Source organism: Streptomyces lydicamycinicus (genome assembly GCF_000829715.2).
Taxonomy (GTDB): domain Bacteria; phylum Actinomycetota; class Actinomycetes; order Streptomycetales; family Streptomycetaceae; genus Streptomyces; species Streptomyces lydicamycinicus.
The window spans coordinates 292,889-315,767 of record NZ_BBNO01000001.1; the positions used below are offsets into that span (position 1 = coordinate 292,889).

The window sequence follows — 22,879 nt, forward strand, 5'->3', positions numbered from 1 at the left end:
CATGAAGCGCGGCGGCCGGCCCCGCTGGAACAGTGAAACCCAGCGCTGGGAGAACGACACCCCACCGCCCGCCCCCTACACGGGCCCGACGCCGCCCCGGCCGTCGTTCACGCCGTCGGTGGGCGGACCCCAAGACGGCGGGGCCGAGGCGCCCCCGTCCGCCGCGCCCCCGTCCGCCGCACCCCCGGCCGACCCGCCCCCGGCGGCCGCCGCACCGCGCAGCACCTACCCCTACCCGCACCCGAGTTCGTTGCCCGGTGGCTTACCGGATCCCGCCGCCGCCCCGTACACCGCCGAGTCGTACACCGCCGACCCGTATCTCCCGCCCGAAGCAGGTGCCGCCTACGCCCCCGGTGCCCGGCATCGGACGGGGCTGGTCGCCGGGGCGGCGGTGGTCGTGATCGCGGCGGCAATTGGCGGCGGCTATCTGCTCTGGGGACACGACGACGATCCGGCCGCCGCTCGCCCGCCGGCCCGCAGCAAGGCATCCGCCCCGTCCCGTACGGCCACCGCGCCGTCCACCGGTTCCCCGGACAGCGTCACGCCCGCACCCACCCTCACCGACCTGCCGGACGGCTTCCGCCTCGCCCACGACAAAAAGGGCTTCACCCTCGCGGTGCCCGGCACCTGGACGCGCAGCGAGCGCAAGACCGGGGTGTTCTACACCGCCCCGGACGACCGCGGACTGGTGCAGATCTTCGAGATCACCGACCCCGAGATCACCCCGCGCGAGGCCCTCCGGCAGGCGTCCCAGGGCCTGTCCGCCAACCCCGGCTACGAGGAGATCAGCCTCGAACCCCTGGGTTTCCCGGGGCCGGGCATAGACGCCAACCAACTGGTCTACGCCTATGACAGCAAGCGGCTCGGTATCCGCGTCAAGGTCGTCGACTGTGCCTTCACCGCCGCCGACGGCCGCCAGTTCGCCGTGCTCGTCCTGGGCGCCGAGGACGACTGGCCGGAGCAGGAGCAGACCCAGGAGATCGCGCTGCGGACCTTCGTCCCCCACACCTGAGCGGTGCGTCTGGCGCTTCGCTATCCGGGCAGTTCCGTGCGCTCCCACCACTCGTAGACCGGCAGCGTCCCCTCGGAGGTCTTCTGCTGCCGGCTGGTGGCCCGGAAGTGTTCATAGCCGTTACGGAACGGGATCTTCAGCTCGGTCCCGGGCGGATCGATCGGCACGATCCGCCCGGGGAACTCCTCGGGGCCGCCTTCGAGCACTGCTTTCGCCGCTGTGTCAGCCATGCCTGCATTGTCGTTCGGCCGGCCGGACGCGGCCCCTCCGGTTCGGCAGCGCGGGTGACGGGCCACCGACGGTGCCCCGGAGGCCCGGCGAACGGCCGGCCCGGCGGGGCGTCACTCCACCGGGCCGGCCGCGGTGTCACTTGGGGGCTACTTGTCGATCCAGTCGGTCAGGGTGCCGCCGGTCTCGGCGACGGTCCGGAGGTGGCTGCCGTCCGCGTCGACCATGTAGATGCGTCGCGTCGCCGTGGCGTCGTCCCAGCCGGAGAAGGCGATACGGGTGCCGTCCGGGGAGTACACCGGGGTCCTGACGTCCGTGAGGGCGCCGGGCCAGGTGGCGTCGTCGTAGAGGTCGGTCTGCTCACCGGTCGCGACGTCGGCGGTCTTCAGCCCGTACCGTCCGCCGTAGACGAGGTGCCGGCCGTCCGGGGACCAGTCGGGCGGGGTCGACACGGCCTGGTGGTCGGTGGTGACCTGACGGCTCTCCCGGGTGGCGAGGTCCATGACATACACATCCGTGCCGTACTCGGTGCCTTCGGGGCCCTCGTACGAGGTGGTGCGGAGGTAGGCGATCCGGCTGCCGTCCGGCGAGAAGGTGGCGCGGAGTCCCGAGGTGGTCAGCGTCTCCAACCCGGTTCCGTCGGCGTTGATCGATTCGATGCCACGGGGGGAGTCGAAGACGAGTCGCTTGCCGCTCGGAGCCCAGTCCGGATTGGCGACATAGAACTCTCCGGTCTCGCTCTCGATCCCCGGGACCAGGACATGCTGGTTGGCGCCGCTCGCCGAGGCCGTCACCAGGTCGGGGCGGTAGGTGCAGCCCTCGGCCTGCGGGACGCAGGTGTCGCCGTAGCGGATGTAGGCGGTCTGGGAGCCGCTGGGGGAGTAGACGCCGTCCAGGCCGTCCGCGACGGTGTGGGTGGCCGCTCCGCTGGCGGGGTCCATCTCCACGGTCCGGCGGTGGTCGCTGGTCCGCTCGGACACGAGCAGCCTGTCCTCGCCCAGGCTGCCGGAGCTTTCCGTAGTGAGGGGGGCCGCCGCGGACGCGCTGCCCATAAGGGGCAGGCTCACCGCGACAGCAAGACCGATGGACAACGCAGTGCGTGAAATCCGCACGTACGCTCCTTCCGTGACGAGGCCCGGGGGCCCCGATGTACGCGAGCCCGGGATTCGAACTCGCATATGAAGAAGCGCCAGTGGGCCCGAAAGCGTCACACCCTTCACGGGGCCTCCACAATGCCTCGCACCCGCACCGCCCGGTGTCACATCCCGTGCTGCCCGCTCGTCGAGGTGGTGAAGGCGCCCACTCCGGGGCGCCACAGCACACCGGATACGAGGAGGCACCGCCATGGCACGGATTTCGCTCACCCCGCGGCGCACGCTCACCCTGCGACTGGCCGAGTGGTACTCGCGGCGGGCATACGGCGAGGTGCTCCAGCCCGCACTGGCGATGGGCCACCACCCCAGGGTCCTTCGCTCCTACTTCTCCTTCGAGAGCAAGGTGGCGCGGTGGAAGGCGCTGGACCCGGCGCTGAAGCTGCTGGCGGAGATGGCGTCGGCGGTGACGATCGGCTGCTCGTGGTGCGTGGACTTCGGCCACTGGCACGCCGACCGGCTGGGGCTGCCACTGGAGAAGGTCAGCAAGGTGCCCGACTGGCGGGCACACGAGGAGTCCTTCACCGACCTGGAACGGCTGGTGATGGAGTACGCGGAGGCGATGACCGCCACACCGCCCGCCGTGACCGACGAGCTGGCCGAGAGCCTGCGCCGGCGGCTGGGCGACACGGCGTTCGTGGAGCTCACCACCATGGTGGCGGTGGAGAACCTGCGCTCCCGCACGAACAGCGCCCTGGGCCTGCACAGCCAGGGATTCTCCGACGCCTGCGCGATCCCGCCGGGAAGCGGTGTGCCCGGCGGGGCGGGGTGAGGGGGTGGGAGGCCGCCGGTGCCCGTACGGCTTCGGCGGCCCTCGGGGTCAGTCGCGGGGGAACTCGTCGGTGGTGACGGTGATGCCCACGACGGTGCCGGTGAGGTCGATCGGCTCGCCGTACGCGAGCGTGAGGTCGACCTTGTAGTCGCCGTCCTGAGGGTGGGTGAAGACCCGGCAACGGCCGATGTAAGGGTCGGCGATCATGTAGACCGGGACCTCGGCGAGGGCGTAGGCCGTCTTCTTGGGGCCGTAGTCGTTCTTGCCGGTGCTCTCGGAAATGACCTCGGCGACGAACTCGATGTCCTGATAACGCGGTTGGCCTTTATCGTTTTTGGTGGCGTTTTCGGCCAGTGCCACCACGTCGGAGGCGAACCCGTTCAGATGGCCGGGGAAGTCGATGCGCACGTCGGACAGCACGCGCTTCTTCGGATACCGCGTACGCAGATGTTCGACGATGTCCAGGATCGTCTCCCAGTGCGTGCCCCGCTGCGGCGCCATGTAGATGGTCCCCTCGACGATCTCAGCCTTGTAGCCCGGGGGGATGTGCATCTGCTCGAACATGTTGTCCAGCTCGCTACCACTGGCCATCTCGGTCCTGTCGGTCAGTTCGATGGTCATCGTGCCGCTCCTCCCCGCCGCCCGCGCGCCGCGGGCAGCCGCACGGTTCAACGATACGTATGTACGAACGGTTACGTACCGCGACCAGCAGGGGTCAGGCGCTCTGCGACCCCTGGAGCCGGTCCTCCAGCACCGAGATATCGGCCGTGTCGCCAGGGGCCGGCGTCTTGGTGGAGACCGGGGTGTCGTAGTTGCTGAGCAGGATGGTGCCGGTCTGGTGGTCTACCTCGGCGGTGAGTTTCACCGGGTAGTGCTTGCCGTCGATGGCCACGTAGAGGGTCTGGACGGCGCCCTGGGCCTTCTTGACGACGGGGAGGACGCGGGCGCCCTCGTGGGTGGTCGGGCGGCCCTTGGTGAGGGTGGGGGTGGCCGAGGGGGAGGGGGCGCCGGAGGGCGGGTTCTCGGGGGGCAGGGCGGACTTCTGGAACGCCCTGAGGTCGCAGGCCGCGGAGAGGTTGCCGAGGAAGGTGTCCTTGGTGGTGCCGTGCAGGAACGTGTCCTTGTATTTCTCGGCGGCGTCGCGGCCCTCGCTCCCGGGCAGCTGGCTCTTCCAGAAGGCGGCGTCCGGCTTCATCCAGACCTGGTTCCCGCGCTTGACGAGCTCGACGCGGCCGAGGGAGCCCTTGCTGATGGCGCCGGTGCAATTTCCGGCGCGGTCCAGGGTGAGGTCGAGTTTGGTGGGATCGGCACTGGTCTGGGTGCGCAACCGCAGCGATTTCGCGGCTACCAGTTGGTGGAGGGAGTCGTCGGAGATCTGCTGGGCCGATTTGTTGGCGAGGTCGCCCTCGCCGCCGTCCGGATCCTCGGCCGCCGCGGCGCCTGTGCAGGCGACCCCGGCGATCAGGGCTGCCCCGCAGGTCAGGGCCGCGGTGGCGGTGGCGGCACGCCGTCTGCTGGTCATCTGGGTACCTCCGGTCCCGAGGGGAAATGCAGCCTGGGACATACGGCTATTCAGGGTACGTTCCGGGATATTCGGCCGCACGTTCAGTGAGTCGAGTCACTTTCCATGAATGTTTGGGCATAGGTCCGCGGCTTCCGGGGAGGGGTCCACGTTGCTGGTGCCGCCAGTGGTTGCACCAGTGCGTACGAGATCGGTAACCGGAAGGCAGAACGACGTGTCGTCAATCGAGACCATTCACGTAGACGGGGTGTGGCGTGCCGCCGCAGCCGGCGAAACGCGGGAGGTCCTCGACCCCGCCGACGCGACGACGCTCCAGCTGGTGGCCGAGGGTGGTGCCGAGGACGCCGACGCGGCGGTCGCGGCCGCCCGCCGGGCCTTCGACGAGGGCGCCTGGCCCCGTACCGCCGTCGCCGAGCGCTCCGCGCTGCTCCGCCGGGTCGCCGACCTGCTCCAGCGCGACCGCGAGGAGATCGCCCTCATCGAGAGCCGGGACACCGGCAAGACGCTGGAGGAGGGCCGGGTCGACGTCGATGACGTCACCAACGCCTTCCGGTACTTCGCCGACCTGGTGATGAACGAGAGCGGCGGCCGGGTCGTCGACGCCGGTTCGCCCGACGTGCACAGCGTGGTCGTGCATGAGCCGGTCGGTGTCTGCTCGCTCATCACGCCGTGGAACTACCCGCTGCTCCAGGCAAGTTGGAAGATCGCGCCGGCCCTCGCGGCCGGCAACACTTTTGTGATCAAGCCCAGCGAGGTCACCCCGCTGTCGACCGTGCACCTGGTCAAGCTGCTGGTCGAGGCCGGGCTGCCGGCCGGGGTCGCCAACATCGTCACCGGCGCGGGGCTGCCCGTGGGCCAGCGGCTCGCCGAGCACCCGGATGTCGACCTGTTCTCCTTCACCGGTGGCCTGGTCAGCGGGACGAAGGCGGGCGCGGCCGCGGTCTCCGGCGCCAAGAAGATCGCCCTGGAGCTGGGCGGCAAGAACCCCAATGTGGTCTTCGCCGACGCCTGCGCCACGGAAGAGGGCTTCGACACCGCCGTCGACCAGGCGCTGAACGCCGCGTTCATCCACAGCGGCCAGGTCTGCTCGGCCGGTGCCCGGCTGATCATCGAGGAGTCGGTGCGCGACCGCTTCGTCTCCGAGCTCGCCCGCCGCGCCGAGAAGATCAAGCTCGGCCGGGGCACCGAGGACGGTGTCGAGTGCGGTCCGCTGGTCTCCCAGCAGCAGCTCGACAAGGTCGAGGGCTATGTCGCCTCGGCGCTGGCCGAGGGCGCCCAGCTGCGCTGCGGCGGCGCCCGGCCCGAGCCGTCGGACGTCCGTCCGGCCACCGGCTACTTCTACGCGCCGACCGTGCTCGACGGCTGCCACCGCGAGATGAAGGTGGTCCGCGAGGAGACCTTCGGCCCGATCCTGACGGTGGAGACCTTCACCACCGAGGACGAGGCCGTGGCGCTCGCCAACGACACCGAGTACGGCCTGGCCGGCGCGGTCTTCTCGGGCGACACCGCGCGCGCCCGCCGGGTCGCCGCCCGGCTGCGGCACGGCACGGTCTGGATCAACGACTACCACCCCTACCTCCCGCAGGCGGAGTGGGGCGGCTTCGGCAAGTCCGGCATCGGACGGGAATTGGGTCCCGCGGGTCTGGACGAGTACCGCGAGAGCAAGCACATTTACGAAAACCTCCGGCCGGAGCCGGTGCGCTGGTTCGCGGGCTGACACCCCCGCCTCCCTGGCACCACCCGCACCACGCACGTTGTAAGAAGGAGCACCCCCAATGCCTGTGTATGACTATGTCGTAGTCGGCGGCGGCACCGCCGGTTCCGTCATCGCCTCCCGCCTCACCGAGGACCCGGACGTCACCGTCGCCGTCATCGAGGGCGGCCCCTCCGACATCGACCGCGAGGACGTGCTGACGCTGCGCAAGTGGCTCGGCCTGCTCGGCGGCGAGCTGGACTACGAGTACACGACCACCGAGCAGCCGCGCGGCAACTCGCACATCCTGCACAGCCGCGCCAAGGTGCTCGGCGGGTGCTCCTCCCACAACACGCTGATCTCCTTCAAGCCGCTGCCGTCCGACTGGGACGAGTGGGAGGCGGCGGGCGCCGCCGGCTGGGGCGCCAAGGAGATGGACCCCTACTTCGGCAAGCTGCGCAACAACATCGTGCGGGTGGCGAAGAAGGACCAGAACCAGATCGCCACCGACTGGATCGAGGCCACCAAGACGGCCCTCGGCGTCCCCGAGGTCGTCGGCTTCAACGACAAGCCCTTCGACGAGGGCGTCGGCTTCTTCGACCTCTCCTACCACCCGGAGAACAACAAGCGCTCCTCCGCTTCCGTCGCCTACCTCCACCCGCACATCGAGGCCGGCGACCGCCCGAACCTCACGCTGATGCTGGAGACCTGGGCGCACAAGCTGGAGCTGGACGGCACCACCGCCAAGGGCGTCCACGTCCGTACGAAGGACGGCGAGGAGGTCTACGTCGAGGCCGCCCGTGAGGTGCTGGTCTGCGCCGGCGCCGTCGACACCCCGCGGCTGCTGATGCACTCCGGCATCGGCCCGAAGAAGGACCTGGAAGCGCTCGGTCTGCCCTGCGTGCTCGACCTGCCGGGTGTCGGGGAGAACCTGATCGACCACCCCGAGTCGGTGATCGTCTGGGAGACCGAGGGGCCGATCCCGGGCAACTCCGCGATGGACTCCGACGCGGGCCTCTTCGTCAAGCGGGACCCGGAGCACAAGGGCCCCGACCTGATGTTCCACTTCTACCAAATCCCGTTCACCGACAACCCCGAGCGGCTGGGCTACGAGCGTCCCGAGCACGGCGTGTCGATGACCCCGAACATCCCCAAGTCCCGCTCCCGCGGCCGCCTCTACCTCACCTCAGCGGACCCCGAGGTCAAGCCGGCCCTCGACTTCAAGTACTTCGAGGACGAGGACGACTACGACGGCAAGACCCTCGTCGACGGCATCAAGCTGGCCCGCAAGGTCGCCCAGGCCGAGCCGTTCGCCAAGTGGCTCAAGCGGGAGGTCTTCCCCGGCCCCGAGGTCACCGACGACGCGGAGATCAGTGAGCTGGTGCGCAAGGCGGCACACACCGTCTACCACCCGGCCGGCACCTGCAAGATGGGTGCCGCTGATGACCAACTCGCCGTCGTCGACCCCGAGTTGAAGATCCGTGGGCTGTCCGGCATCCGTATCGCCGACGCCTCCGTCTTCCCGACGATGCCCGCGGTCAACCCGATGCTGGGCGTGCTCATGGTGGGGGAGAAGTGCGCTGAACTGCTCCATAAGGCTCCGACCCAAGGAGGTGATGCGTGATGGCTACCACCTCCGCCGGCGCATCCGAGATACCCAACGCCCGTACGTCCAAGGACACCGCCGCCACCGAGGCCTCCGACGGACGTGAGGTCGTCTTCTCCGTCCGCAACCTCTGGAAGGTCTTCGGCCCCAAAGCAGAGCGCATCCCCGGCGACTCCTCCGTGACGGAGCTGAGCGCCCAGGAGCTGCGCGAGCAGACCGGCTGTGTGGCCGCCGTCCGCGATGTCTCGTTCGACGTCCACAAGGGCGAGGTCTTCGTCGTCATGGGCCTGTCCGGCTCCGGCAAGTCCACCCTCGTGCGGTGCCTGACCCGGCTGATCGAGCCGACCAGCGGCGAGCTGGAGATGGACGGCGAGGACGTCCGCGCCATGGACCGCAGCACGCTGCGCGAGCTGCGCCGCCGCCGGGCCGCCATGGTCTTCCAGCACTTCGGCCTGCTGCCGCACCGCACCGTCGTCGACAACGTCGCCTACGGCCTGGAGATCCAGGGCATGGGCAAGGCGGAGCGCCGCACGAAGGCCAACGAGATGGTCGACAAGGTCGGCCTGGCCGGGATGGAGAAGCGCCGCCCCGGGCAGCTCTCCGGCGGTCAGCAGCAGCGCGTCGGCCTGGCCCGTGCGCTCGCCGTGGACCCCGAAGTCCTGCTCTTCGACGAGCCGTTCAGCGCCCTGGACCCCCTCATCCGCCGCGATATGCAGGAAGAGGTCGTCCGGCTGCACCGTGAAGAGGGCCGCACCATGGTCTTCATCACCCACGACCTCGCCGAGGCGCTGCGGATCGGTGACCGGATCGCCCTGATGCGCGACGGCAAGATCGTCCAGCTCGGCACCCCCGAGGAGATCGTCGGCTCCCCGGCCGACGACTACGTCCGCGACTTCGTCCGGGACGTGCCGCGCGAGCAGGTGCTGACCGTGCGCCGCGCGATGCGCCCGGCCGAGGACGGCGAGGCCGACCAGGGCCCGGCGCTCACCCCCGACACCCTGATCTCCGACGCCATCGAGGCCGTCGCCCGCTCCGGCGGCGCGGCCCGGGTCGTCGACGGCAAGCGCTGCCTGGGCATCGTCGACCACGCCTGCCTGCTGAACGTGGTCGCCCGGCTCGACCACCGGGACGAGGAGGTGGCTGCCTGATGTACGCCGCCACCTCCCACCGCACGGCGCCGCTGCGCGCCGTCAGCGCCCGCGCACCCGTCGCCACCCACCGCTCCCGGCTGCGCGCCGCGCTGCTGCGCCAGTGGCGCGAGGCCCAGCGCTGCGCCGCCATGAACGTGCCGGCCGGCACCGTGAAGCGAGGCCGCGCATGAGTGTCTCCGCACCCCCGGCCGCTCGGCGCGGCCTCGGCGCCGACAGCCCCAAGTGGCGCCCGGCCCAGGCCCTGCGGGACCGCCGCGGACCAGCCAAGCTCCTGCTGCTCGCCGTCGCCGCGGCCGTGCTCGTTCCGCTGCTCCAGGCCAAGTACGGCGCGGCCTGGCCGTCCGCCCTCACCGTCGATGTCTCCGGCCCGCTCGGCAAGACCAGCGACTGGATCATCGACAACCGTGACAGCCACTGGCTGTTCGTCTACTTCCTCGGCCACCTCAGCAACGCTGTGGTGATCTCGGTACGCGGCGTCTACCTGCTGCTGCTCGCGCTCGGCTGGACCGGTGTCACGGCCGGCATCACGCTGCTGGCCTGGCGCGTCGCTGGCCTGCGCATCGCCGCCACCGCCCTGATCTCCTTCCTGGTCAGCGGCCTGCTCGGCATGTGGGTCCCCACCATGCAGACGCTCGCCCTGATGGTCGTGGCGGTCGTGGCCTCCGTGGTCGTCGGCGCCCTGCTGGGCCTGGCCGCGGGCCTCTCCGACCGGCTGTTCAAGATCCTGCGCCCGGTGCTCGACACCATGCAGGTCCTGCCGGCGTTCGCGTACCTCCTCCCCGTCGTGCTGGTCTTCGGCATCGGTGTCCCCGCCGCGCTGCTGGCCACGGTGATCTACGCGGCTCCGCCGATGGCGCGGCTGACCGCGCTGGGTCTGCGCGCCGCGGACGCGGGTGTCCTGGAGGCTTCCACCTCGCTCGGTGCCACCGGGCGCCAGCGCCTGCTGACGGCCCGGCTCCCGATGGCCCGTAAGGACCTCCTCCTCGGCGTCAACCAGACGATCATGATGGCGCTGGGCATGGTCGTGATCGCCTCGATGATCGGCGCCGCCGGTCTCGGTGACCGCGTCTACCAGGCGCTCGCCTCGGTCGACGTCGGTGCCGCGCTGGCCGCCGCCATCCCGATCGTGCTGCTGGCCATCGTCATGGACCGCACCACGGCCGCGGCCGGTGAGCGTCTCGGCTCCGGTACCGCCGCCGCCGGCCCGGCGTGGCTGCGCGGCTGGCAGGCCTGGACCGGCATCGCCGTGGTCACCGCCGCCCTCGCGCTGGCCGGCCGGCTGAGCGGCTCGCTGGTCTGGCCGGGTGCCTGGGTCGTGGACCTCGCCCGCCCCGTCAACGACTTCAAGGAGTGGATGGTCGACCACCTCTACTCCGGAGTCCCGGTCATCGGCGGCACCGCCGACTGGGCAGCGCACTTCACCAACTGGGTGCTCAACCCGCTGCGTGACGGCCTGACCGCGCTGCCCTGGTACGGCACGCTGCTCATCGTCGCCGCGCTCGCCTGGCTCATCGGCACCTGGCGCACCGCGCTGACCGCCGTCCTCGCGATGGCCGCCATCGGTGTGCTGGGCGTGTGGAAGCCGTCGATGAACACCCTCTCCCAGGTGCTCGCCGCGCTGGTGGTGACCCTGGTGCTGGGCTTCGGCATCGGCATCCTCGCCGCCGGCAGCAAGCGCCTGGAGGCGATCCTGCGGCCGGTCCTGGACGTCATGCAGACCATGCCGCAGTTCGTCTACCTCATCCCGGTGGTCGCACTGTTCGCCGTGGGCCGCGCCCCGGCGGCCGCCGCCGCGGTCGTCTACGCGCTGCCCGCCGTCATCCGCATCACCACCCAGGGCCTGCGCCAGGTGGACCCCGCCGCCATGGAATCGGCGCAGTCCCTCGGTGCCACCCGCTGGCAGATCCTCCGCCAGGTCCAGCTTCCCCTCGCCCGGCCGGCGCTCCTTCTGGCCGTCAACCAGGGCGTGGTCCTGGTCCTCGCCGTCGTCATCATCGGCGGTCTGGTGGGCGGCGGTGCCCTCGGCTACGACGTCGTCACCGGCCTCGCCACCGGAGACCTGGCCCTCGGCCTGGTCGCGGGTGTGGCCATCGTGTGCCTGGGCCTGATGCTCGACCGGGTCACCCAGCCCACGGAACGCCGCACGACGGGGAAGGGAGCCTGACCATGTCCCGTAAGCGCACCATGATCATCGGGACGGCCGCGCTGGCCGGCACGGCGGTCCTCTCCCTCTCCCTGTCCTCCTGCGGCAAGGCCGACATGACCAAGCAGGCCTCGCCGTTCGCGGCGGCCAAGGGCTCCAAGTCGGTCACCCTGTCGGTGCAGACCTGGGTCGGCGCCCAGTCCAATGTCGCGGTCGCCAAGTACCTTCTCGAACACGAGATGGGCTACCACGTCGACACCGTCCAGGTGGACGAGATCCCCGCCTGGGACGCCCTCAGCCAGGGCCGGGTCGACGCGATCCTGGAGGACTGGGGCCACCCCGAGCAGGAACAGCGGTACGTCAAGGACAAGAAGACGATCACCGCGGGTGGCGGCAACGGCGTCACCGGCCACATCGGCTGGTACGTCCCCAAGTACTGGGCCGACAAGCACCCCGAGGTCAAGAACTGGAAGAACCTCAACAAGTTCGCCAAGCAGCTCCGTACGTCGGAGAGCGGCAACAAGGGCCAGCTGATGGACGGTTCGCCGTCCTACGTCACCAATGACAAGGCGCTGGTGAAGAACCTCAAGCTCGACTACGAGGTCGTCTTCGCGGGCTCCGAGGCGGCGCAGATCACCCAGATCCAGCAGTTCGCCAAGCAGAAGAAGCCCTTCCTGACGTACTGGTACGAGCCGCAGTGGCTCTTCAATCAGGTGCCGATGGTGGAGGTCAAGCTCCCCAAGTACACCGACGCCTGTGCGGAGAAGGGCACCAAGGACCCCACGTCCATCGACTGTGCCTATCCGACCACGCCCCTCCAGAAGTACTTCAACACGGAATTCGCCAAGAAGGGCGGCAGTGCCGCGGCGTTCCTGAAGAACTTCAAGTGGACCAAGGACGACCAGAACGAGGTCTCCGAGTCGATCGCCTCGGGCGGTCTGTCCGCCGACGAGGCGGCGAAGCGCTGGGTGGAGAAGCACCCGGACGTCTGGAAGAAGTGGCTGACCAAGAAGTAGCCGCACAGCAAGCGCGGAACCCCGCGGGCAGTCGCACGGTGTGTGCGGCTGCCCGCGAGCGCGTTCCGGGGGCCTTGCGGGCCGGCCTTACCCGTTCGGGTGGCGGGTGACGAACCACCGCACGGCGCGGCGCCCCGCCGAGAAGGCTGGGCAGCCGTCACCGACGAAAGGCCCGCCATGCCGCTGCCGCCGACCTGCCCCACGCCCGACTGCGACGACCGGCTGTGGAAGGACACCGCGCACACCAGCACCGACTGGGACAACTGGCGCTGGTGGTGCTGCCGTTGCCGCAAGCAGTGGTACCCCACGGCAGAACAGCTCCAGGACTTCCGCTACGGAACGAGCCGGCCCGCCGCGGCCCACCGGGACCCGCGGGCGGCCCGGCGGTAGGCCGGATATTGCGGGGACGAAACGCCCCGTGAACGTGCAGCGGGCAGGGCGCCCTCAGCGCGGCCCGTCCCCCGTACCGGCATCGGCGAGTTCCGCGATCACCTCGGCATGGCAGCGCTCCGGGACGCACCAGCAGCCGAGCCTGCGTCCGCGCAGGGCGGGGAGCAGGGCGAGCAGGTCCGGCCGGCCCAGCAGATGGGCGCGGTACTTCTCGACCACCTCCTCGCGGGTCCCGTCGCGGCCGGGGCGGAACGGGCTCGCCAGCGGGGAGGCGGCAAGGTGCCAGCCGCCCCGGTGCATGGCGCGGCCGACGTACACCACGTCCGCGTAGGCGGGATCGTCGCGATGACCCTTGAGGCTGACCACGGTCGTACGGTCCACGGTCCGGTCCCTTCCGCTCAGGCCGCCTCGGGCAGTGCGAACACGGCGCATGTCGTGGTGGCGTGCGCGTACAGCTTCCTGTCGGCGGTGCCGGTGATCCGGGCCTCGGCGGTCGCGGTGGTGCGGCCCGCATGGATCACGGTGCCTTCGCAGCGCAGGGGCGGGGTGTCCGCGAAGACGGGGCACCTGCTCCGGACCACGGACCTCTCCCTGGAGACCATCGCCCGCAAGGTCGGCTATGAGCACGCCACCACCCTGCGCTCCCTCCTGCGCGACCGCACCGGCTCCACTGCCGGCGGCCTGCGCGCCCGCTGAGCGGGGCGGCCGATTCCCCGGGGCGGCCGGTGTCGATGACGGGTATGACCTCCGGGTCGCCGTAGGTGCGGCGCGACCACCAACTCCTCGCCGTCCGCGGTGAATCGGCGCAGGGCGAGCCCGCTCCGTCCGGAGCAGGACCGGCGAAGGTGACATTGCGGTACGTCCCGCCCATCACGTGTGCCGAGCGGCCGGGACCTGGTTGCCCGGCGGGCCCGGCGTGACGGCATAGTAGGGCGCAGCCCGATGAGGGACATGACAATTAACGGCGGCAACGGCGCGCTGTTGCGCTCGGCGCCGCCCCGGTACCAGGGGGACTCCCGCTCCATGCCATCCATCCGCCGCTCCACCGCCGCGGCCGCGGCACTCGTCGCACTGCTCGCGGGCACCGTCACCGCCTGCGGCCCCGACGGCCAGGCCGCCGGCGGTACGGCCGCCGACCAGAAGGACGGGGGCTTCAAGCTCCCCAAGGGCGCGCCGACCAGCCTGGACGACCTGAAGAAGTGGAAGGACGGCGGCTGGCAGGACTGGGACAAGTGGGCCCGGGACGCAAAGGACTTCGCCAACCCGATCATCAAGGACCACTGGAAGTCGGACCGGCTGGCCAAGGCGAAGACCTCGCCGGAGATCGGCGTCAAGGCCACCGGTACGGGCAGCGAGTTCGACGGTACGGACCCCGAACCGCAGCCGGTCACCGCCGAGCAGGTCGCCCGGCCGTACCACCAGCACATGGCCCCGGTCGGGAAGATCTTCTTCGACAGCCCCAAGGGCCCGATGGTCTGCTCCGGCACGATCGTCGAGGACCCGGCACACCCGGGCAAGTCCAACCTGGTGTGGACCGCGGGCCACTGTGTGCACTCCGGCAAGCGGGGCGGCTGGATGCGCAACATCGTCTTCGTGCCGTCGTACAACGACAACGGCGTGCCGATGAACCAGGTCAACAACACGCCCTCCCAGCAGGTCACGCCCTACGGCCGGTTCTGGGCCGACTGGATCACCACCTCCGGTGAGTGGATCAACATGGGCAGCGAGAAGTCCGGCAACGGCGGCTCCGCCTACGACTTCGCCGTGCTGCACGTCAAGCCGGAGAACGGCAGCGGCAAGTCCCTCCAGGAGACCGTCGGCAACGCCGCCCGGGTCTGGTTCAACGCCCCCGCCGCGAACCAGATCGGCTCCCTGGACGCCTTCGGCTACCCGGCGGCACCTCCCTACGACGGCGCGCGCATGATGAACTGCCCGGCCCGCCCCGGCCGCCTCGTCATGCAGCAGGGCACGCCCGCCATGAACCGCATCGGCTGCACCATGACCGGCGGCACCTCCGGCGGCGGCTGGTTCGTCAACCGCGGCGGCAAGCTGACCCTGGTGTCCAACACCTCGATCAGCTCCAACGCCCACACCTGGCTGGCCGGCCCCCACCTCGGCCCGGAAGCCCAGCGGGTCTTCGCCGACATCAGCCAGAAGTTCGCGAACCAGTAGGGAGGACGCGGAGGCGGCGGAGGCCCCGCCGCCCCACCCACGGCCGCTACCCCGTACGGCCGCTACCCCAGAGGCGGCAGCGCCCGGCACAGTGCCTCCAGGGCGGCGGGGAAGGCGCTGTCGCTGGGGGTCGCATAGCCGACGACCAGGCCGTGGCGGGCCGGCATGGTGGCCTCGGGGTGGCGGTAGGCGGACAGGCCGTCGAGGGCCAGGCCCTGCCAGCGGGCGGCGCGCAGGGCCGCTTGTTCGTCCGGCTCGCCCGCGCCGTCGGGGAGTTGGAGGACGGCGTGCAGACCGGCCGCGATGCCGGTGACGGTGAGGTGCGGGGCGTGGCCGGCCACCGCGTCGATCAGCTGGTCGCGGCGCCGGCGGTAGCGCTGGCGCATCCGGCGGATGTGCCGGTCGTAGGCGCCGTGGGTGAGGAACTCGGCGAGGGTGAGCTGGTCGGTGACGCCCGCCCAGGCCTCGCGCTCGCCCTTGGCCTCCAGCACGGCGTCGACGAGGCGGTCGGGAAGCACCATCCAGCCCAGCCGCACCGCGGGGGAGAGGCTCTTGCTGACCGAGCCGATATGGAGGACGCGCTCCGGATCCAGGCCCTGGAGGGCGCCGACGGGCTTGCGGTCGTAGCGGAATTCACCGTCGTAGTCGTCTTCGAGGAGGTATCTTCCGCTCTCCCGCGCCCAGTTGATGACCGCGGCGCGACGGTCGGGGTGCAGCGGCACGCCGAGCGGGAATTGGTGAGCCGGGGTGAGCAGCACCGCCTGCACGCCCTTGGCCGCGGCCAAATCGGCGCTCTCGACGCCGTGTTCGTCGATGCCGAGGGGGTGGGTGCGCAGACCGGCCGCGGCCAGCAGATCGCGGTGGAACGGCAGGCCGTAGGACTCGACGGCGAGCGGCCCGGGGAGCACGGCGGGCAGCAGCAGACGCAGTGCGTGGGCGAAGCCGGAGCAGATCACGATGCGTTCGGGGTCGGTGCGTACGCCACGGGTGCGCGCCAGGTAGTCGGCGAGGGCACGGCGCAGTTCGGGGCGGCCGCGCGGGTCGCCGGGGCCGAACGCGTCGTGCGGGGCGGCGGTCAGCGCACGGCGGGCGGCGGCGAGCCAGGCGGTACGCGGAAAGGACGCGGCGTCCGGCTGGCCCTGGAGGAGGTTGTGCGTGGGGCGGCTCACCGGGGCCCGGTGGGCCGGGGCCCGGGTGGGCGTCAGCGGCTTCGCGCGGTGGGCGACGCGGGTGCCGGAGCCCTGCCGTGCGCTCAGCCAGCCCTCGGCGACCAGTTCGGCGTAGGCGTCGGCGACGGTGTTACGGGCGATGCCGAGGTCGGCGGCGAGCGAGCGGTAGGGCGGCAGCCGCGTACCGGGGGCGAGCCGTCCGGACCGTATCGCGTCCCGCAGCGCCCGGATGAGGACGGCGCGGCGGCTGCCCGGCCCGGTCAGCTCCAGATGCAGATCGGCGCCCAGGCTCTCGGCAGGATTGACCCATGATTCCGGCATGGAAATGCACCCTACAGCCGGTCGCCTGCTCTTCTAGATTCAAGGCATGACGAACGAAGCGCAGCTCAACACGGCACGGATCACGGATCGGACCGACGAAGCGAACGCGGTGGACGAGAGGGCGGGGCGCATCCCCCGGGTCAATTTCGCGAAGGCCGCGCCGAAGGCCTTCAAGGCGCTGATCGGTTTTGATGCCGCGGCCCGTGAGGGGCTCGATCCGGCCCTGGTGGAACTGGTCCAGATCCGGTCCTCGCAGCTCAACAAGTGCGCGTACTGCCTGCACATGCACACCACCGACGCCCGCAAGGCCGGTGAGAGCGAGGAGCGTCTGCACATGGTCGCCGTCTGGGAGGAGGCCGCGCACTTCTTCACCCCCAAGGAGCGGGCGGCCCTCGCCCTCACCGAGGCCGTGACCCTGGTGGCGCAGGGTGGCGTACCGGACGAGGTCTACCGGCGCGCCGCCGCCCACTTCGACGAGCCGGAACTGGCCCGCCTGCTGGCCCTGATCTTCACCATCAACACCTGGAACCGGCTTGCCCTCAGCACGGGGAAGGTGGCGGGGACGGACGAGCGGTAGGCGGGGGCCAGGGGGCGGGACCGGGCACGGCGCGGGCAGGGGCAGGCGGGGCCGGCACGTCGTGGGCATGGGCCGGCCCCCGCCCAAGGGCTCCTCAGGGCCTCAGCCCCCTGCCGCCGGCCCCCCTTCCAGCTCCTCCCGCAGCTGCTCCGCCATCCCGGCCAAGGCGGTCATCGCCCGCTGCTGGAGTCCGGGGCCGAAGGTGACCCGTGCCGCGCCCAGGGCGCCGAGTTCGCGGGGCGTGGGGCCGTCGGGGGTCACCACGGCATTGACCGGGAGGCCGATGGCGGTGGCCAGGCCGGCCAGCAGGGGCGGCGGGGCGAGGATCGGGTAGACGCAGTCGGCGCCGGCCTCGGCGTAGTGGCGGCCGCGGCGGACCGTCTCGTCCCGGTCCCGGACGCCGTGCAGGTAGGTGTCGATCCGGGCGTTGATCACCAGGGCGTCACCTGCCTCGGCGCGTACCTCGGCCAGCCAGTCCGCCTGCTGCTGCGCGTCCCGCAGTGTGCCGGTGGAGTGGTCGGTGTCCTCCAGGTTGCAGCCCACCGCCCCGGCGTCCGCGAGCCGGCCGACCAACTCCCTGGCGGACAGGCCGTATCCGGCTTCCACGTCCGCCGAGACCGGGATGTCGACGGCGCGGACGATACGGCGGACGGCGGCGAACATCTCGTCGGGCGGGGTCGCGCCGTCCTCGTGGCCGAGGGAGGCCGCGATGCCCGCGCTGGGGGTGGCCAGTGCCGGGAAACCGGCGTCGGCGAAGACCCGGGCGCTCGCCGCGTCCCACGGGCCGGGGAGGACCAGCGGGAGACCGGGGCCGTGGTGGAGGGCACGGAGTGCGGCGGCCGTCATGACGCACCGCCGACCGGAGTGGGCGCCGCTTCGGCCGGGGCCAGACTCGCCCCCACCGGGATACGGGCCGCGACATTGATCCGGTTCCAGGAGTTGATGGCGGTGATCAGGGCGATGAGGCGGACGGTGCCGGTGTCCCCGAAGTGGGCCGCCGCCCGGTCGTAGACCTCGTCCGGGACGCCGCCCTGAGGCAGCAGGGTCACCGCCTCGGTGAGGGCGAGGGCCGCCTGCTCCTCGGGGGAGTAGAGACCGGTGGCTTCCTCCCAGGCGCCGAGGAGGGCGATCCGTTCGTCGGTCTCCCCGGCCTTACGGGCATCCGTGACATGCATATCGAGGCAGAAGGCACAGTGATTGAGCTGTGAGGCCCGGATGAGCAGGAGCTCGACCAGGGCCGGGTCGAGGTCCTTCTTGGCGGCCCGGGTCAGTGCCAGCAGCGGACCGTGGATGCCGGGCGCGAGCCGGTAGAAGGGGAGCCGCGGGGTCTCGGTCACGGTCATGCCCGCCCCGGGGCCATGCGGGTGGAGACGCCGAAGCGGTTCCAGGCGTTGATGGTGGTGATCAGGGCGATGAGCTGGGCGAGTTCAGTGTCGCCGAAGTGGCCCGCGGCGCGGTCGTAGACGGCGTCCGGCACGAAGCCGTCGGTGAGGAGGGTGATCGCCTCGGTGAGGGCGAGGGCGGCCTGCTCCTTGTCGGTGTAGTGGCCGGCGGCCTCCTCCCACGCGTTGAGGAGATAGATCCGCTGCTCGGTCTCGCCGGCCTTGCGGGCGTCCCTGATGTGCATATCGATGCAGAAGGCGCAGTGGTTGAGCTGCGACGCACGGATCTTGACCAGCTCGACCAGCGTCGGGTCGAGGCCCTGCTTCGCCGCCGCGTCCAGCGCGATCATGGCCTTGTAGACGTCCGGCGCGAGCTTCGCCCAGGGCAGCCGGGGGCCGTGCCGGTGCGCCGCGCCCTCCGCCGTCCCGGAGGCCGTGGCCGGTGTCGTCGTCTGTGGTGTCGGTGTGGTCGTCATGGCTACGACGCTACGGCGGTAATGGCACAGCGGTATGGTCCACTTCCATGGGGAATTCCTGGGCCACTTTCGGTCGCGATCTGCACCTCGACCTCACCGGCCCCGGCGGGCTGCGGGCCGCGCTGCTGCGCGCCCTGCGGGATGCCGTACGGTCCGGCCGGCTGACCCCCGGCACCCGCTTGCCGTCCTCCCGCTCGCTCGCCGCCGACCTCGGCATCGCCCGTAACACCGTCGCCGACGCCTACGCCGAACTGGTCGCCGAGGGCTGGCTGAGCGCACGGCAGGGCTCCGGCACCCGCGTCGCGGAGAGGGTCCTGCCGCGCGCCACCCCCGCCTCGCCGCGCACCCCGGGTCCGGCCGGCCACCCCGACCGGCCGCGCTTCGACCTCACCCCGGGCACCCCCGATGTCTCCGCCTTCCCCCGCACCGCCTGGCTCGCCGCCGCCCGCCGCGCCCTGACCGCCGCCCCCAGCGAGGCCTTCGGCTACGGCACCCCGGCCGGCCGCCCCGAACTCCGCACCGTCCTCGCCGACTACCTAGCCCGCGCCCGCGGCGTCCGCGCCGACCCCGACCACATCGTCATCTGCGCCGGCTTCATGCAGGGGCTGGCCCTGCTCAGCCGGGTGCTGGGCACCGGGCGGCTGGCCACCGAGTCGTACGGCCTGGACTTCCACCGCGCCGTCATCACCCGCGCCGGCCTGGCCACCGTCCCGCTCACCGTGGACGAACGCGGCGCCCGTACGGAGGAGCTGGCCGCGCTCGACGGCGTACGGGCGGCGCTGCTCACCCCGGCCCATCAGTTCCCCACCGGCGTGCCGCTGCACCCCGACCGCCGCGCCGCGGCCGTCAACTGGGCGCGGTCCACCGGGGGTTTCGTCCTGGAGGACGACTACGACGGCGAGTTCCGCTACGACCGCCAGCCGGTCGGCGCCCTCCAGGGACTCGACCCCGACCATGTCGTCTACCTGGGCACCGCCAGCAAGAGCCTCGCCCCCGCGCTGCGGCTCTCCTGGATGGTGTTGCCGGACCGGCTGGTGGACCCGGTGCTCGCGCTCAAGGGCACCGGCGAATGGCAGTCCGGCACGCCGGATCAGCTCACCCTCGCCGAGTTCCTGTCCTCCGGCGCCTACGACCGCCATCTGCGCGGCATGCGGCTGCGCTACCGGCGGCGCCGCGATCAGCTGGTGGCCGCTCTGGCCGACCGGGCGCCCCATGTCCATGTCTCGGGCATCGCCGCCGGTCTGCACGCCGTGCTGGAACTCCCGCCCGGCACCGAGCAGTCCATCGTCCAGGGCGCCCGCTGGCAGGGGCTCGCGCTGGAGGGCCTGAGCCGCTTCCACGACCCCACCGCCCCACCGGCCTCCCGCGACGCCCTGGTGGTGGCCTACGGCACCCCACCCGATCACTCCTTCACCCACGCCCTGGACGCCCTGCTCCGGGCGCTGCCGCCGGGGGAGCCCGGGGAGTAGGGGGGAGCAGACGGGCCGGTGTGCGCCGCCGCCGCGACGCGCCGGCGCCTGTTCGCGGACGCGATGCGCCGGTCCGGAGGCGGCGCGAGCTCCGGCCCGCGCTGCCGGACCGCTCGCTCCGCCTCACAACTCCCGTACGAAGCAGACCCGGTCGAGCCCCGGCCCGTCGTAGTCGCCGTGCACCGGGACGCCGTCGTCGTCGATCCGGTCGCCCGGCTCCAGCTGGAACCCCATACGAGTGTGATACGCGATGGAGTTGCGGTTGTTGGGGCTGGTGATGCAGCGGACCTGACTACGGCCGGACGCGCGGACCGTGGCGAAGAAGCGGTCGTAGAGGGTGCTGCCCAGGCCCTCCCGCCGGCCCTCCGGGCACACGCCCGCGAAGTGGATGTACGCGGTCCTGGGATCCGTCTGGGACAGGAAGCCGATCAGAAAGGCGTGCAGGGTCTGGTCGGGCCGCTCGACCAGGAAGCTGGTGCCGGCGAAGTGCTGAAGCCAGAGACGCGGTACGAGCAACTGGCGTTGCCGTGCGCCCGCTTCGCCGCCCAGGCCGTCCCACCAGCCCGCGAGGGCCTGCTGAAGCCGCGCGTGATCCGCGGGAACCGGGCGGCGCAACGTCAGCTGTCCGGGCAGCTGTTCCAGTGCTCGGGCGTGCTCGGTCATGGTCTGGCTCCTCCGTCCTTCGGGGTGAACGGGATCTTGCCCCGATCCGTTGGCCAGCGTAGACGGCGGTCGATCCGGGCGACTGGCGGAAAGTCGCGTCTCGCGATCCCAACTCCCTTGCGCTGAATGCCGGTTGAGGCGACAAAGGGAGAGCCCTGTGCCCCGCTCGCCGACCCCGAGGGGCGCGTTGCGCTGGCAAATCAAGCGAATGTCCGGCAGCCCCCCACCCGCGTACGTCCCGCCCTCAACTACGCGGTTGTGCAACGGCGTTGATGGTGGTGCCGGTGCCGCTTCCGGCGGCGTCACGTACTGACCGCGGGTCACCAGTGCCGACCCCTGTCACGTGTACGCCCGGTGGCGCGCGCCCCGCTGCGTCCTGGGCGCCACTTCGCGCTGCGCCATTCAGGGTAAATGGGTGTGACGGCTATGGCGTGGCGGCATGATCGGCGCGCCTACTGATGCTATCGACCGGCGGGTTGCCTACCTGGCGGATGGCATTGGTATGCAGGTGCGAATCACCGTCGGCTGTCATTACCGAGCCTGCTCCCCAGGTTGATGCCCACTTCCCGCAGAACCACAAGCTCCGCGGGGAGCTGAACGGCCCGCCCACATCCCGCGACCGGAGGGCCATAGCATGGCACCCACCTTCACCTTGGCGTCCGCAGCGCCAAACCCGGCTGTCTTCGGACAACCGGTAACATTGACCGCCACCGTCATCCCACTGGGCCTGGGGACACCCACCGGCACCGTGACCTTTGTCGTCGCCGGCGGACCCACCCTGACCGCCCCGCTCGTTGGTGGCACCGCGACCGTCACCACGACCGGTATCCCCATCGGTTTTCATACCTTCACTGCGAACTACAACGGCAGCCCCCAGTTCTCGCCGTCCAGCGGCTTCGGGTCGGTGACGATCGTCAAGGCCTCGACCTCCACGGTGGTGACCTCGTCGCCGGACCCGTCGAACTTCGGACAGCCGGTCACCATCACCGCCACCGTCGCGCCGGTCGCGCCCGGTGCGGGCACCCCGACCGGGTCGGTCACTTTCGTCATCGCCGGTGGCGGGGGCGGCACGCTGACCGCCCCGCTCGTCGGTGGTACGGCGACCGTCACCACCAGCAGTCTCACCCCGGGCACCCATCTCATCACCGCGACATACGGCGGCAATGCGCAATTCAATGCGTCGTCCGGGACCGATACGCAGACGGTGCAGCAGGTCCTGACGCCGACGACCACCACGGTCACCTCGTCCCCCGACCCGTCGGTCTTCGGGCAGCCGGTGACCTTCACGGCCACCGTCGCCCCCGTCCCGCCCGGCTCGGGCACCCCGACCGGGACGGTCACCTTCGTCATCAGCGGTACCGGAGGCGGCACGCTGACCGCCCCGCTCGTCGGTGGCACGGCGAGCGTCACCACCAGCAGCCTCGGTGTGGGCCCCCACACCGTTACCGCGACCTACAGCGGCAGCGGCAGCTTTGCGTCGTCGAGCGGCACCGACACCCAGACGGTCAACAAGGCGTCGACGACCACCACGGTCACCTCGGCGCCGGATCCGTCGGCGGTCGGTCAGTCGGTGACCTTCACGGCCACGGTGGCTCCGGTTCCTCCGGGTGCGGGCACCCCGACCGGCACGGTCACCTTCGTCATCAGTGGTGGTCCGACCTTGACCGGCACCCTCTCCGGGGGCACAGCGAGCGTCAGTACCAGTTCCCTTTCCGCCGGTACGCATACGGTCACCGCGACCTACAGCGGTGATGCCAACTTCAACTCCTCCGTGGGCACGGACACCCACACGGTGGGCCAGGCGGCGACGACCACCACGGTGACGTCCTCGCCGGATCCGTCGGTGGTGGGTCAGTCGGTGACGTTCACGGCCACGGTCGCCCCGGTGCCTCCGGGGTCGGGCACCCCGACCGGCACAGTCACCTTTGTCATCTCCGGTGGTCCGACGTTGACGGGCACGCTTGTC

The 22,879-nt window shown here is 71.2% G+C and carries 25 protein-coding genes; 14 read left to right on the forward strand and 11 right to left on the reverse strand.

Going from position 1 to position 22,879, the window contains the following annotated elements:
• The first annotated feature begins 1 nt into the window (after nt 1).
• The gene (locus TU31_RS01260; RefSeq protein WP_042147529.1) at nt 2-1,012 is read left to right on the forward strand and encodes a serine/threonine kinase C-terminal domain-containing protein; all 1,011 of its coding nucleotides are present in this window, start codon (nt 2-4) and stop codon (nt 1,010-1,012) included.
• A 20-nt stretch (nt 1,013-1,032) separates the two neighbouring features.
• Here TU31_RS01260 and TU31_RS01265 read toward each other — a convergent pair whose 3' ends face one another.
• Both TU31_RS01265 and TU31_RS01270 read right to left on the reverse strand, forming a co-directional pair.
• A complete protein-coding gene (locus TU31_RS01265) occupies nt 1,033-1,242 on the reverse strand; it encodes a DUF5988 family protein (protein WP_042147532.1) in 210 nt (69 codons plus the stop codon).
• A 147-nt stretch (nt 1,243-1,389) separates the two neighbouring features.
• A complete protein-coding gene (locus TU31_RS01270; protein WP_158894206.1) occupies nt 1,390-2,352 on the reverse strand; it encodes a TolB family protein in 963 nt (320 codons plus the stop codon).
• 232 nt (nt 2,353-2,584) lie between these two features.
• Between TU31_RS01270 and TU31_RS01275 the strand changes: the two genes are divergently transcribed.
• Entirely contained in the window at nt 2,585-3,163 is a 579-nt protein-coding gene (locus TU31_RS01275) for a carboxymuconolactone decarboxylase family protein (RefSeq protein WP_042147538.1), read from the forward strand.
• 48 nt (nt 3,164-3,211) lie between these two features.
• Here TU31_RS01275 and TU31_RS01280 read toward each other — a convergent pair whose 3' ends face one another.
• Nucleotides 3,212-3,784 (reverse strand): Uma2 family endonuclease, encoded by a 573-nt coding sequence (locus TU31_RS01280; protein ID WP_042147542.1) that lies wholly within the window; start codon nt 3,782-3,784, stop codon nt 3,212-3,214.
• A gap of 94 nt (nt 3,785-3,878) precedes the next feature.
• On the reverse strand, nt 3,879-4,685 hold the full coding sequence (locus TU31_RS01285) for a hypothetical protein (protein ID WP_042147545.1): 807 nt from the start codon (nt 4,683-4,685) through the stop codon (nt 3,879-3,881).
• A gap of 214 nt (nt 4,686-4,899) precedes the next feature.
• Here TU31_RS01285 and TU31_RS01290 point away from each other — a divergent pair, with 214 nt between their 5' ends.
• The 7 genes from TU31_RS01290 to TU31_RS01315 all read left to right on the forward strand — a co-directional run bounded on the left by TU31_RS01290 (nt 4,900) and on the right by TU31_RS01315 (nt 12,684).
• Nucleotides 4,900-6,402 (forward strand): aldehyde dehydrogenase family protein, encoded by a 1,503-nt coding sequence (locus TU31_RS01290; RefSeq protein ID WP_042147549.1) that lies wholly within the window; start codon nt 4,900-4,902, stop codon nt 6,400-6,402.
• Between the two features lie 58 nt (nt 6,403-6,460).
• The gene (locus TU31_RS01295; RefSeq protein WP_042147550.1) at nt 6,461-8,002 is read left to right on the forward strand and encodes a GMC family oxidoreductase; all 1,542 of its coding nucleotides are present in this window, start codon (nt 6,461-6,463) and stop codon (nt 8,000-8,002) included.
• Entirely contained in the window at nt 8,002-9,132 is a 1,131-nt protein-coding gene (locus tag TU31_RS01300) for a quaternary amine ABC transporter ATP-binding protein (RefSeq protein WP_042147553.1), read from the forward strand. Before TU31_RS01295 ends, TU31_RS01300 begins: the two co-directional genes overlap by 1 nt.
• A complete protein-coding gene (locus TU31_RS39005) occupies nt 9,132-9,305 on the forward strand; it encodes a hypothetical protein (protein ID WP_181018508.1) in 174 nt (57 codons plus the stop codon). The genes TU31_RS01300 and TU31_RS39005 overlap by 1 nt, the downstream gene beginning before the upstream one ends.
• Nucleotides 9,302-11,299: an ABC transporter permease gene (locus tag TU31_RS01305; protein ID WP_042147556.1), complete on the forward strand. Its 1,998-nt coding sequence runs from the start codon at nt 9,302-9,304 to the stop codon at nt 11,297-11,299. The genes TU31_RS39005 and TU31_RS01305 overlap by 4 nt, the downstream gene beginning before the upstream one ends.
• A 2-nt stretch (nt 11,300-11,301) precedes the next feature.
• Nucleotides 11,302-12,294, forward strand: coding sequence for an ABC transporter substrate-binding protein (locus TU31_RS01310; RefSeq protein WP_042147559.1), 993 nt, complete (start codon nt 11,302-11,304; stop codon nt 12,292-12,294).
• Nucleotides 12,295-12,471: 177 nt separating this feature from the next.
• Nucleotides 12,472-12,684: a hypothetical protein gene (locus TU31_RS01315; protein WP_042147562.1), complete on the forward strand. Its 213-nt coding sequence runs from the start codon at nt 12,472-12,474 to the stop codon at nt 12,682-12,684.
• A gap of 54 nt (nt 12,685-12,738) precedes the next feature.
• On the opposite strand, the gene TU31_RS01320 is transcribed toward TU31_RS01315, so the two are convergent.
• Nucleotides 12,739-13,065 carry a DUF4326 domain-containing protein gene (locus TU31_RS01320; RefSeq protein WP_042147564.1) on the reverse strand — a complete coding sequence of 109 codons (327 nt, stop codon included), beginning with the start codon at nt 13,063-13,065 and terminating at the stop codon, nt 12,739-12,741.
• A gap of 17 nt (nt 13,066-13,082) precedes the next feature.
• Nucleotides 13,083-13,205: a hypothetical protein gene (locus tag TU31_RS40175; RefSeq protein WP_275451765.1), complete on the reverse strand. Its 123-nt coding sequence runs from the start codon at nt 13,203-13,205 to the stop codon at nt 13,083-13,085.
• A gap of 25 nt (nt 13,206-13,230) precedes the next feature.
• Here TU31_RS40175 and TU31_RS37785 point away from each other — a divergent pair, with 25 nt between their 5' ends.
• Both TU31_RS37785 and TU31_RS01325 read left to right on the forward strand, forming a co-directional pair.
• Complete coding sequence (locus tag TU31_RS37785; protein ID WP_245698370.1) at nt 13,231-13,380, forward strand: hypothetical protein; 150 nt, start codon at nt 13,231-13,233, stop codon at nt 13,378-13,380.
• 327 nt (nt 13,381-13,707) lie between these two features.
• The gene (locus TU31_RS01325) at nt 13,708-14,856 is read left to right on the forward strand and encodes a trypsin-like serine peptidase (protein ID WP_042147567.1); all 1,149 of its coding nucleotides are present in this window, start codon (nt 13,708-13,710) and stop codon (nt 14,854-14,856) included.
• Between the two features lie 62 nt (nt 14,857-14,918).
• Here the strand turns inward: TU31_RS01325 and pdxR (TU31_RS01330) are convergent, their stop codons facing one another.
• Nucleotides 14,919-16,346: a MocR-like pyridoxine biosynthesis transcription factor PdxR gene (gene pdxR, locus TU31_RS01330; protein ID WP_042147571.1), complete on the reverse strand. Its 1,428-nt coding sequence runs from the start codon at nt 16,344-16,346 to the stop codon at nt 14,919-14,921.
• Nucleotides 16,347-16,392: 46 nt separating this feature from the next.
• On the opposite strand from pdxR (TU31_RS01330), the gene TU31_RS01335 reads away from it, so the two are divergent.
• A complete protein-coding gene (locus tag TU31_RS01335; protein ID WP_078885493.1) occupies nt 16,393-16,923 on the forward strand; it encodes a carboxymuconolactone decarboxylase family protein in 531 nt (176 codons plus the stop codon).
• Between the two features lie 102 nt (nt 16,924-17,025).
• On the opposite strand, the gene TU31_RS01340 is transcribed toward TU31_RS01335, so the two are convergent.
• From TU31_RS01340 to TU31_RS01350, 3 genes are read right to left on the reverse strand one after another with little or no spacing between them, the layout of a single operon-like run.
• Nucleotides 17,026-17,769, reverse strand: coding sequence for an isocitrate lyase/PEP mutase family protein (locus TU31_RS01340; RefSeq protein ID WP_042147575.1), 744 nt, complete (start codon nt 17,767-17,769; stop codon nt 17,026-17,028).
• Nucleotides 17,766-18,266 carry a carboxymuconolactone decarboxylase family protein gene (locus TU31_RS01345; RefSeq protein WP_042147580.1) on the reverse strand — a complete coding sequence of 167 codons (501 nt, stop codon included), beginning with the start codon at nt 18,264-18,266 and terminating at the stop codon, nt 17,766-17,768. The genes TU31_RS01340 and TU31_RS01345 overlap by 4 nt, the downstream gene beginning before the upstream one ends.
• Nucleotides 18,263-18,781: a carboxymuconolactone decarboxylase family protein gene (locus TU31_RS01350; protein WP_042147584.1), complete on the reverse strand. Its 519-nt coding sequence runs from the start codon at nt 18,779-18,781 to the stop codon at nt 18,263-18,265. Before TU31_RS01350 ends, TU31_RS01345 begins: the two co-directional genes overlap by 4 nt.
• Nucleotides 18,782-18,828: 47 nt before the next feature.
• On the opposite strand from TU31_RS01350, the gene pdxR (TU31_RS01355) reads away from it, so the two are divergent.
• Nucleotides 18,829-20,250, forward strand: coding sequence for a MocR-like pyridoxine biosynthesis transcription factor PdxR (gene pdxR / locus TU31_RS01355; RefSeq protein ID WP_042147587.1), 1,422 nt, complete (start codon nt 18,829-18,831; stop codon nt 20,248-20,250).
• 123 nt (nt 20,251-20,373) lie between these two features.
• Here pdxR (TU31_RS01355) and TU31_RS01360 read toward each other — a convergent pair whose 3' ends face one another.
• Entirely contained in the window at nt 20,374-20,913 is a 540-nt protein-coding gene (locus TU31_RS01360; RefSeq protein ID WP_042147589.1) for a GNAT family N-acetyltransferase, read from the reverse strand.
• A gap of 634 nt (nt 20,914-21,547) precedes the next feature.
• On the opposite strand from TU31_RS01360, the gene TU31_RS01365 reads away from it, so the two are divergent.
• Nucleotides 21,548-22,879 (forward strand): Ig-like domain-containing protein (locus tag TU31_RS01365; protein WP_078885495.1); only part of this gene is annotated, 1,332 nt, incomplete at its 3' end.

What these genes read in the sequence shown, in the direction of transcription:
- TU31_RS01300 (WP_042147553.1), top strand. Translation starts at nt 8,002, where the DNA reads ATGGCTACCACCTCCGCCGGCGCATCCGAGATACCCAACGCCCGTACG.
- pdxR (WP_042147571.1), bottom strand. Translation starts at nt 16,346, where the DNA reads ATGCCGGAATCATGGGTCAATCCTGCCGAGAGCCTGGGCGCCGATCTG.
- TU31_RS01275 (WP_042147538.1), top strand. Translation starts at nt 2,585, where the DNA reads ATGGCACGGATTTCGCTCACCCCGCGGCGCACGCTCACCCTGCGACTG.
- TU31_RS01345 (WP_042147580.1), bottom strand. Translation starts at nt 18,266, where the DNA reads ATGACCGTGACCGAGACCCCGCGGCTCCCCTTCTACCGGCTCGCGCCC.
- TU31_RS01285 (WP_042147545.1), bottom strand. Translation starts at nt 4,685, where the DNA reads ATGACCAGCAGACGGCGTGCCGCCACCGCCACCGCGGCCCTGACCTGC.
- TU31_RS01340 (WP_042147575.1), bottom strand. Translation starts at nt 17,769, where the DNA reads ATGACGGCCGCCGCACTCCGTGCCCTCCACCACGGCCCCGGTCTCCCG.
- pdxR (WP_042147587.1), top strand. Translation starts at nt 18,829, where the DNA reads ATGGGGAATTCCTGGGCCACTTTCGGTCGCGATCTGCACCTCGACCTC.
- TU31_RS01315 (WP_042147562.1), top strand. Translation starts at nt 12,472, where the DNA reads ATGCCGCTGCCGCCGACCTGCCCCACGCCCGACTGCGACGACCGGCTG.
- TU31_RS01335 (WP_078885493.1), top strand. Translation starts at nt 16,393, where the DNA reads ATGACGAACGAAGCGCAGCTCAACACGGCACGGATCACGGATCGGACC.
- TU31_RS01260 (WP_042147529.1), top strand. Translation starts at nt 2, where the DNA reads ATGAAGCGCGGCGGCCGGCCCCGCTGGAACAGTGAAACCCAGCGCTGG.
- TU31_RS01265 (WP_042147532.1), bottom strand. Translation starts at nt 1,242, where the DNA reads ATGGCTGACACAGCGGCGAAAGCAGTGCTCGAAGGCGGCCCCGAGGAG.
- TU31_RS01310 (WP_042147559.1), top strand. Translation starts at nt 11,302, where the DNA reads ATGTCCCGTAAGCGCACCATGATCATCGGGACGGCCGCGCTGGCCGGC.
- TU31_RS01280 (WP_042147542.1), bottom strand. Translation starts at nt 3,784, where the DNA reads ATGACCATCGAACTGACCGACAGGACCGAGATGGCCAGTGGTAGCGAG.
- TU31_RS01360 (WP_042147589.1), bottom strand. Translation starts at nt 20,913, where the DNA reads ATGACCGAGCACGCCCGAGCACTGGAACAGCTGCCCGGACAGCTGACG.
- TU31_RS01305 (WP_042147556.1), top strand. Translation starts at nt 9,302, where the DNA reads ATGAGTGTCTCCGCACCCCCGGCCGCTCGGCGCGGCCTCGGCGCCGAC.
- TU31_RS39005 (WP_181018508.1), top strand. Translation starts at nt 9,132, where the DNA reads ATGTACGCCGCCACCTCCCACCGCACGGCGCCGCTGCGCGCCGTCAGC.
- TU31_RS01295 (WP_042147550.1), top strand. Translation starts at nt 6,461, where the DNA reads ATGCCTGTGTATGACTATGTCGTAGTCGGCGGCGGCACCGCCGGTTCC.
- TU31_RS01325 (WP_042147567.1), top strand. Translation starts at nt 13,708, where the DNA reads ATGCCATCCATCCGCCGCTCCACCGCCGCGGCCGCGGCACTCGTCGCA.
- TU31_RS01350 (WP_042147584.1), bottom strand. Translation starts at nt 18,781, where the DNA reads ATGACGACCACACCGACACCACAGACGACGACACCGGCCACGGCCTCC.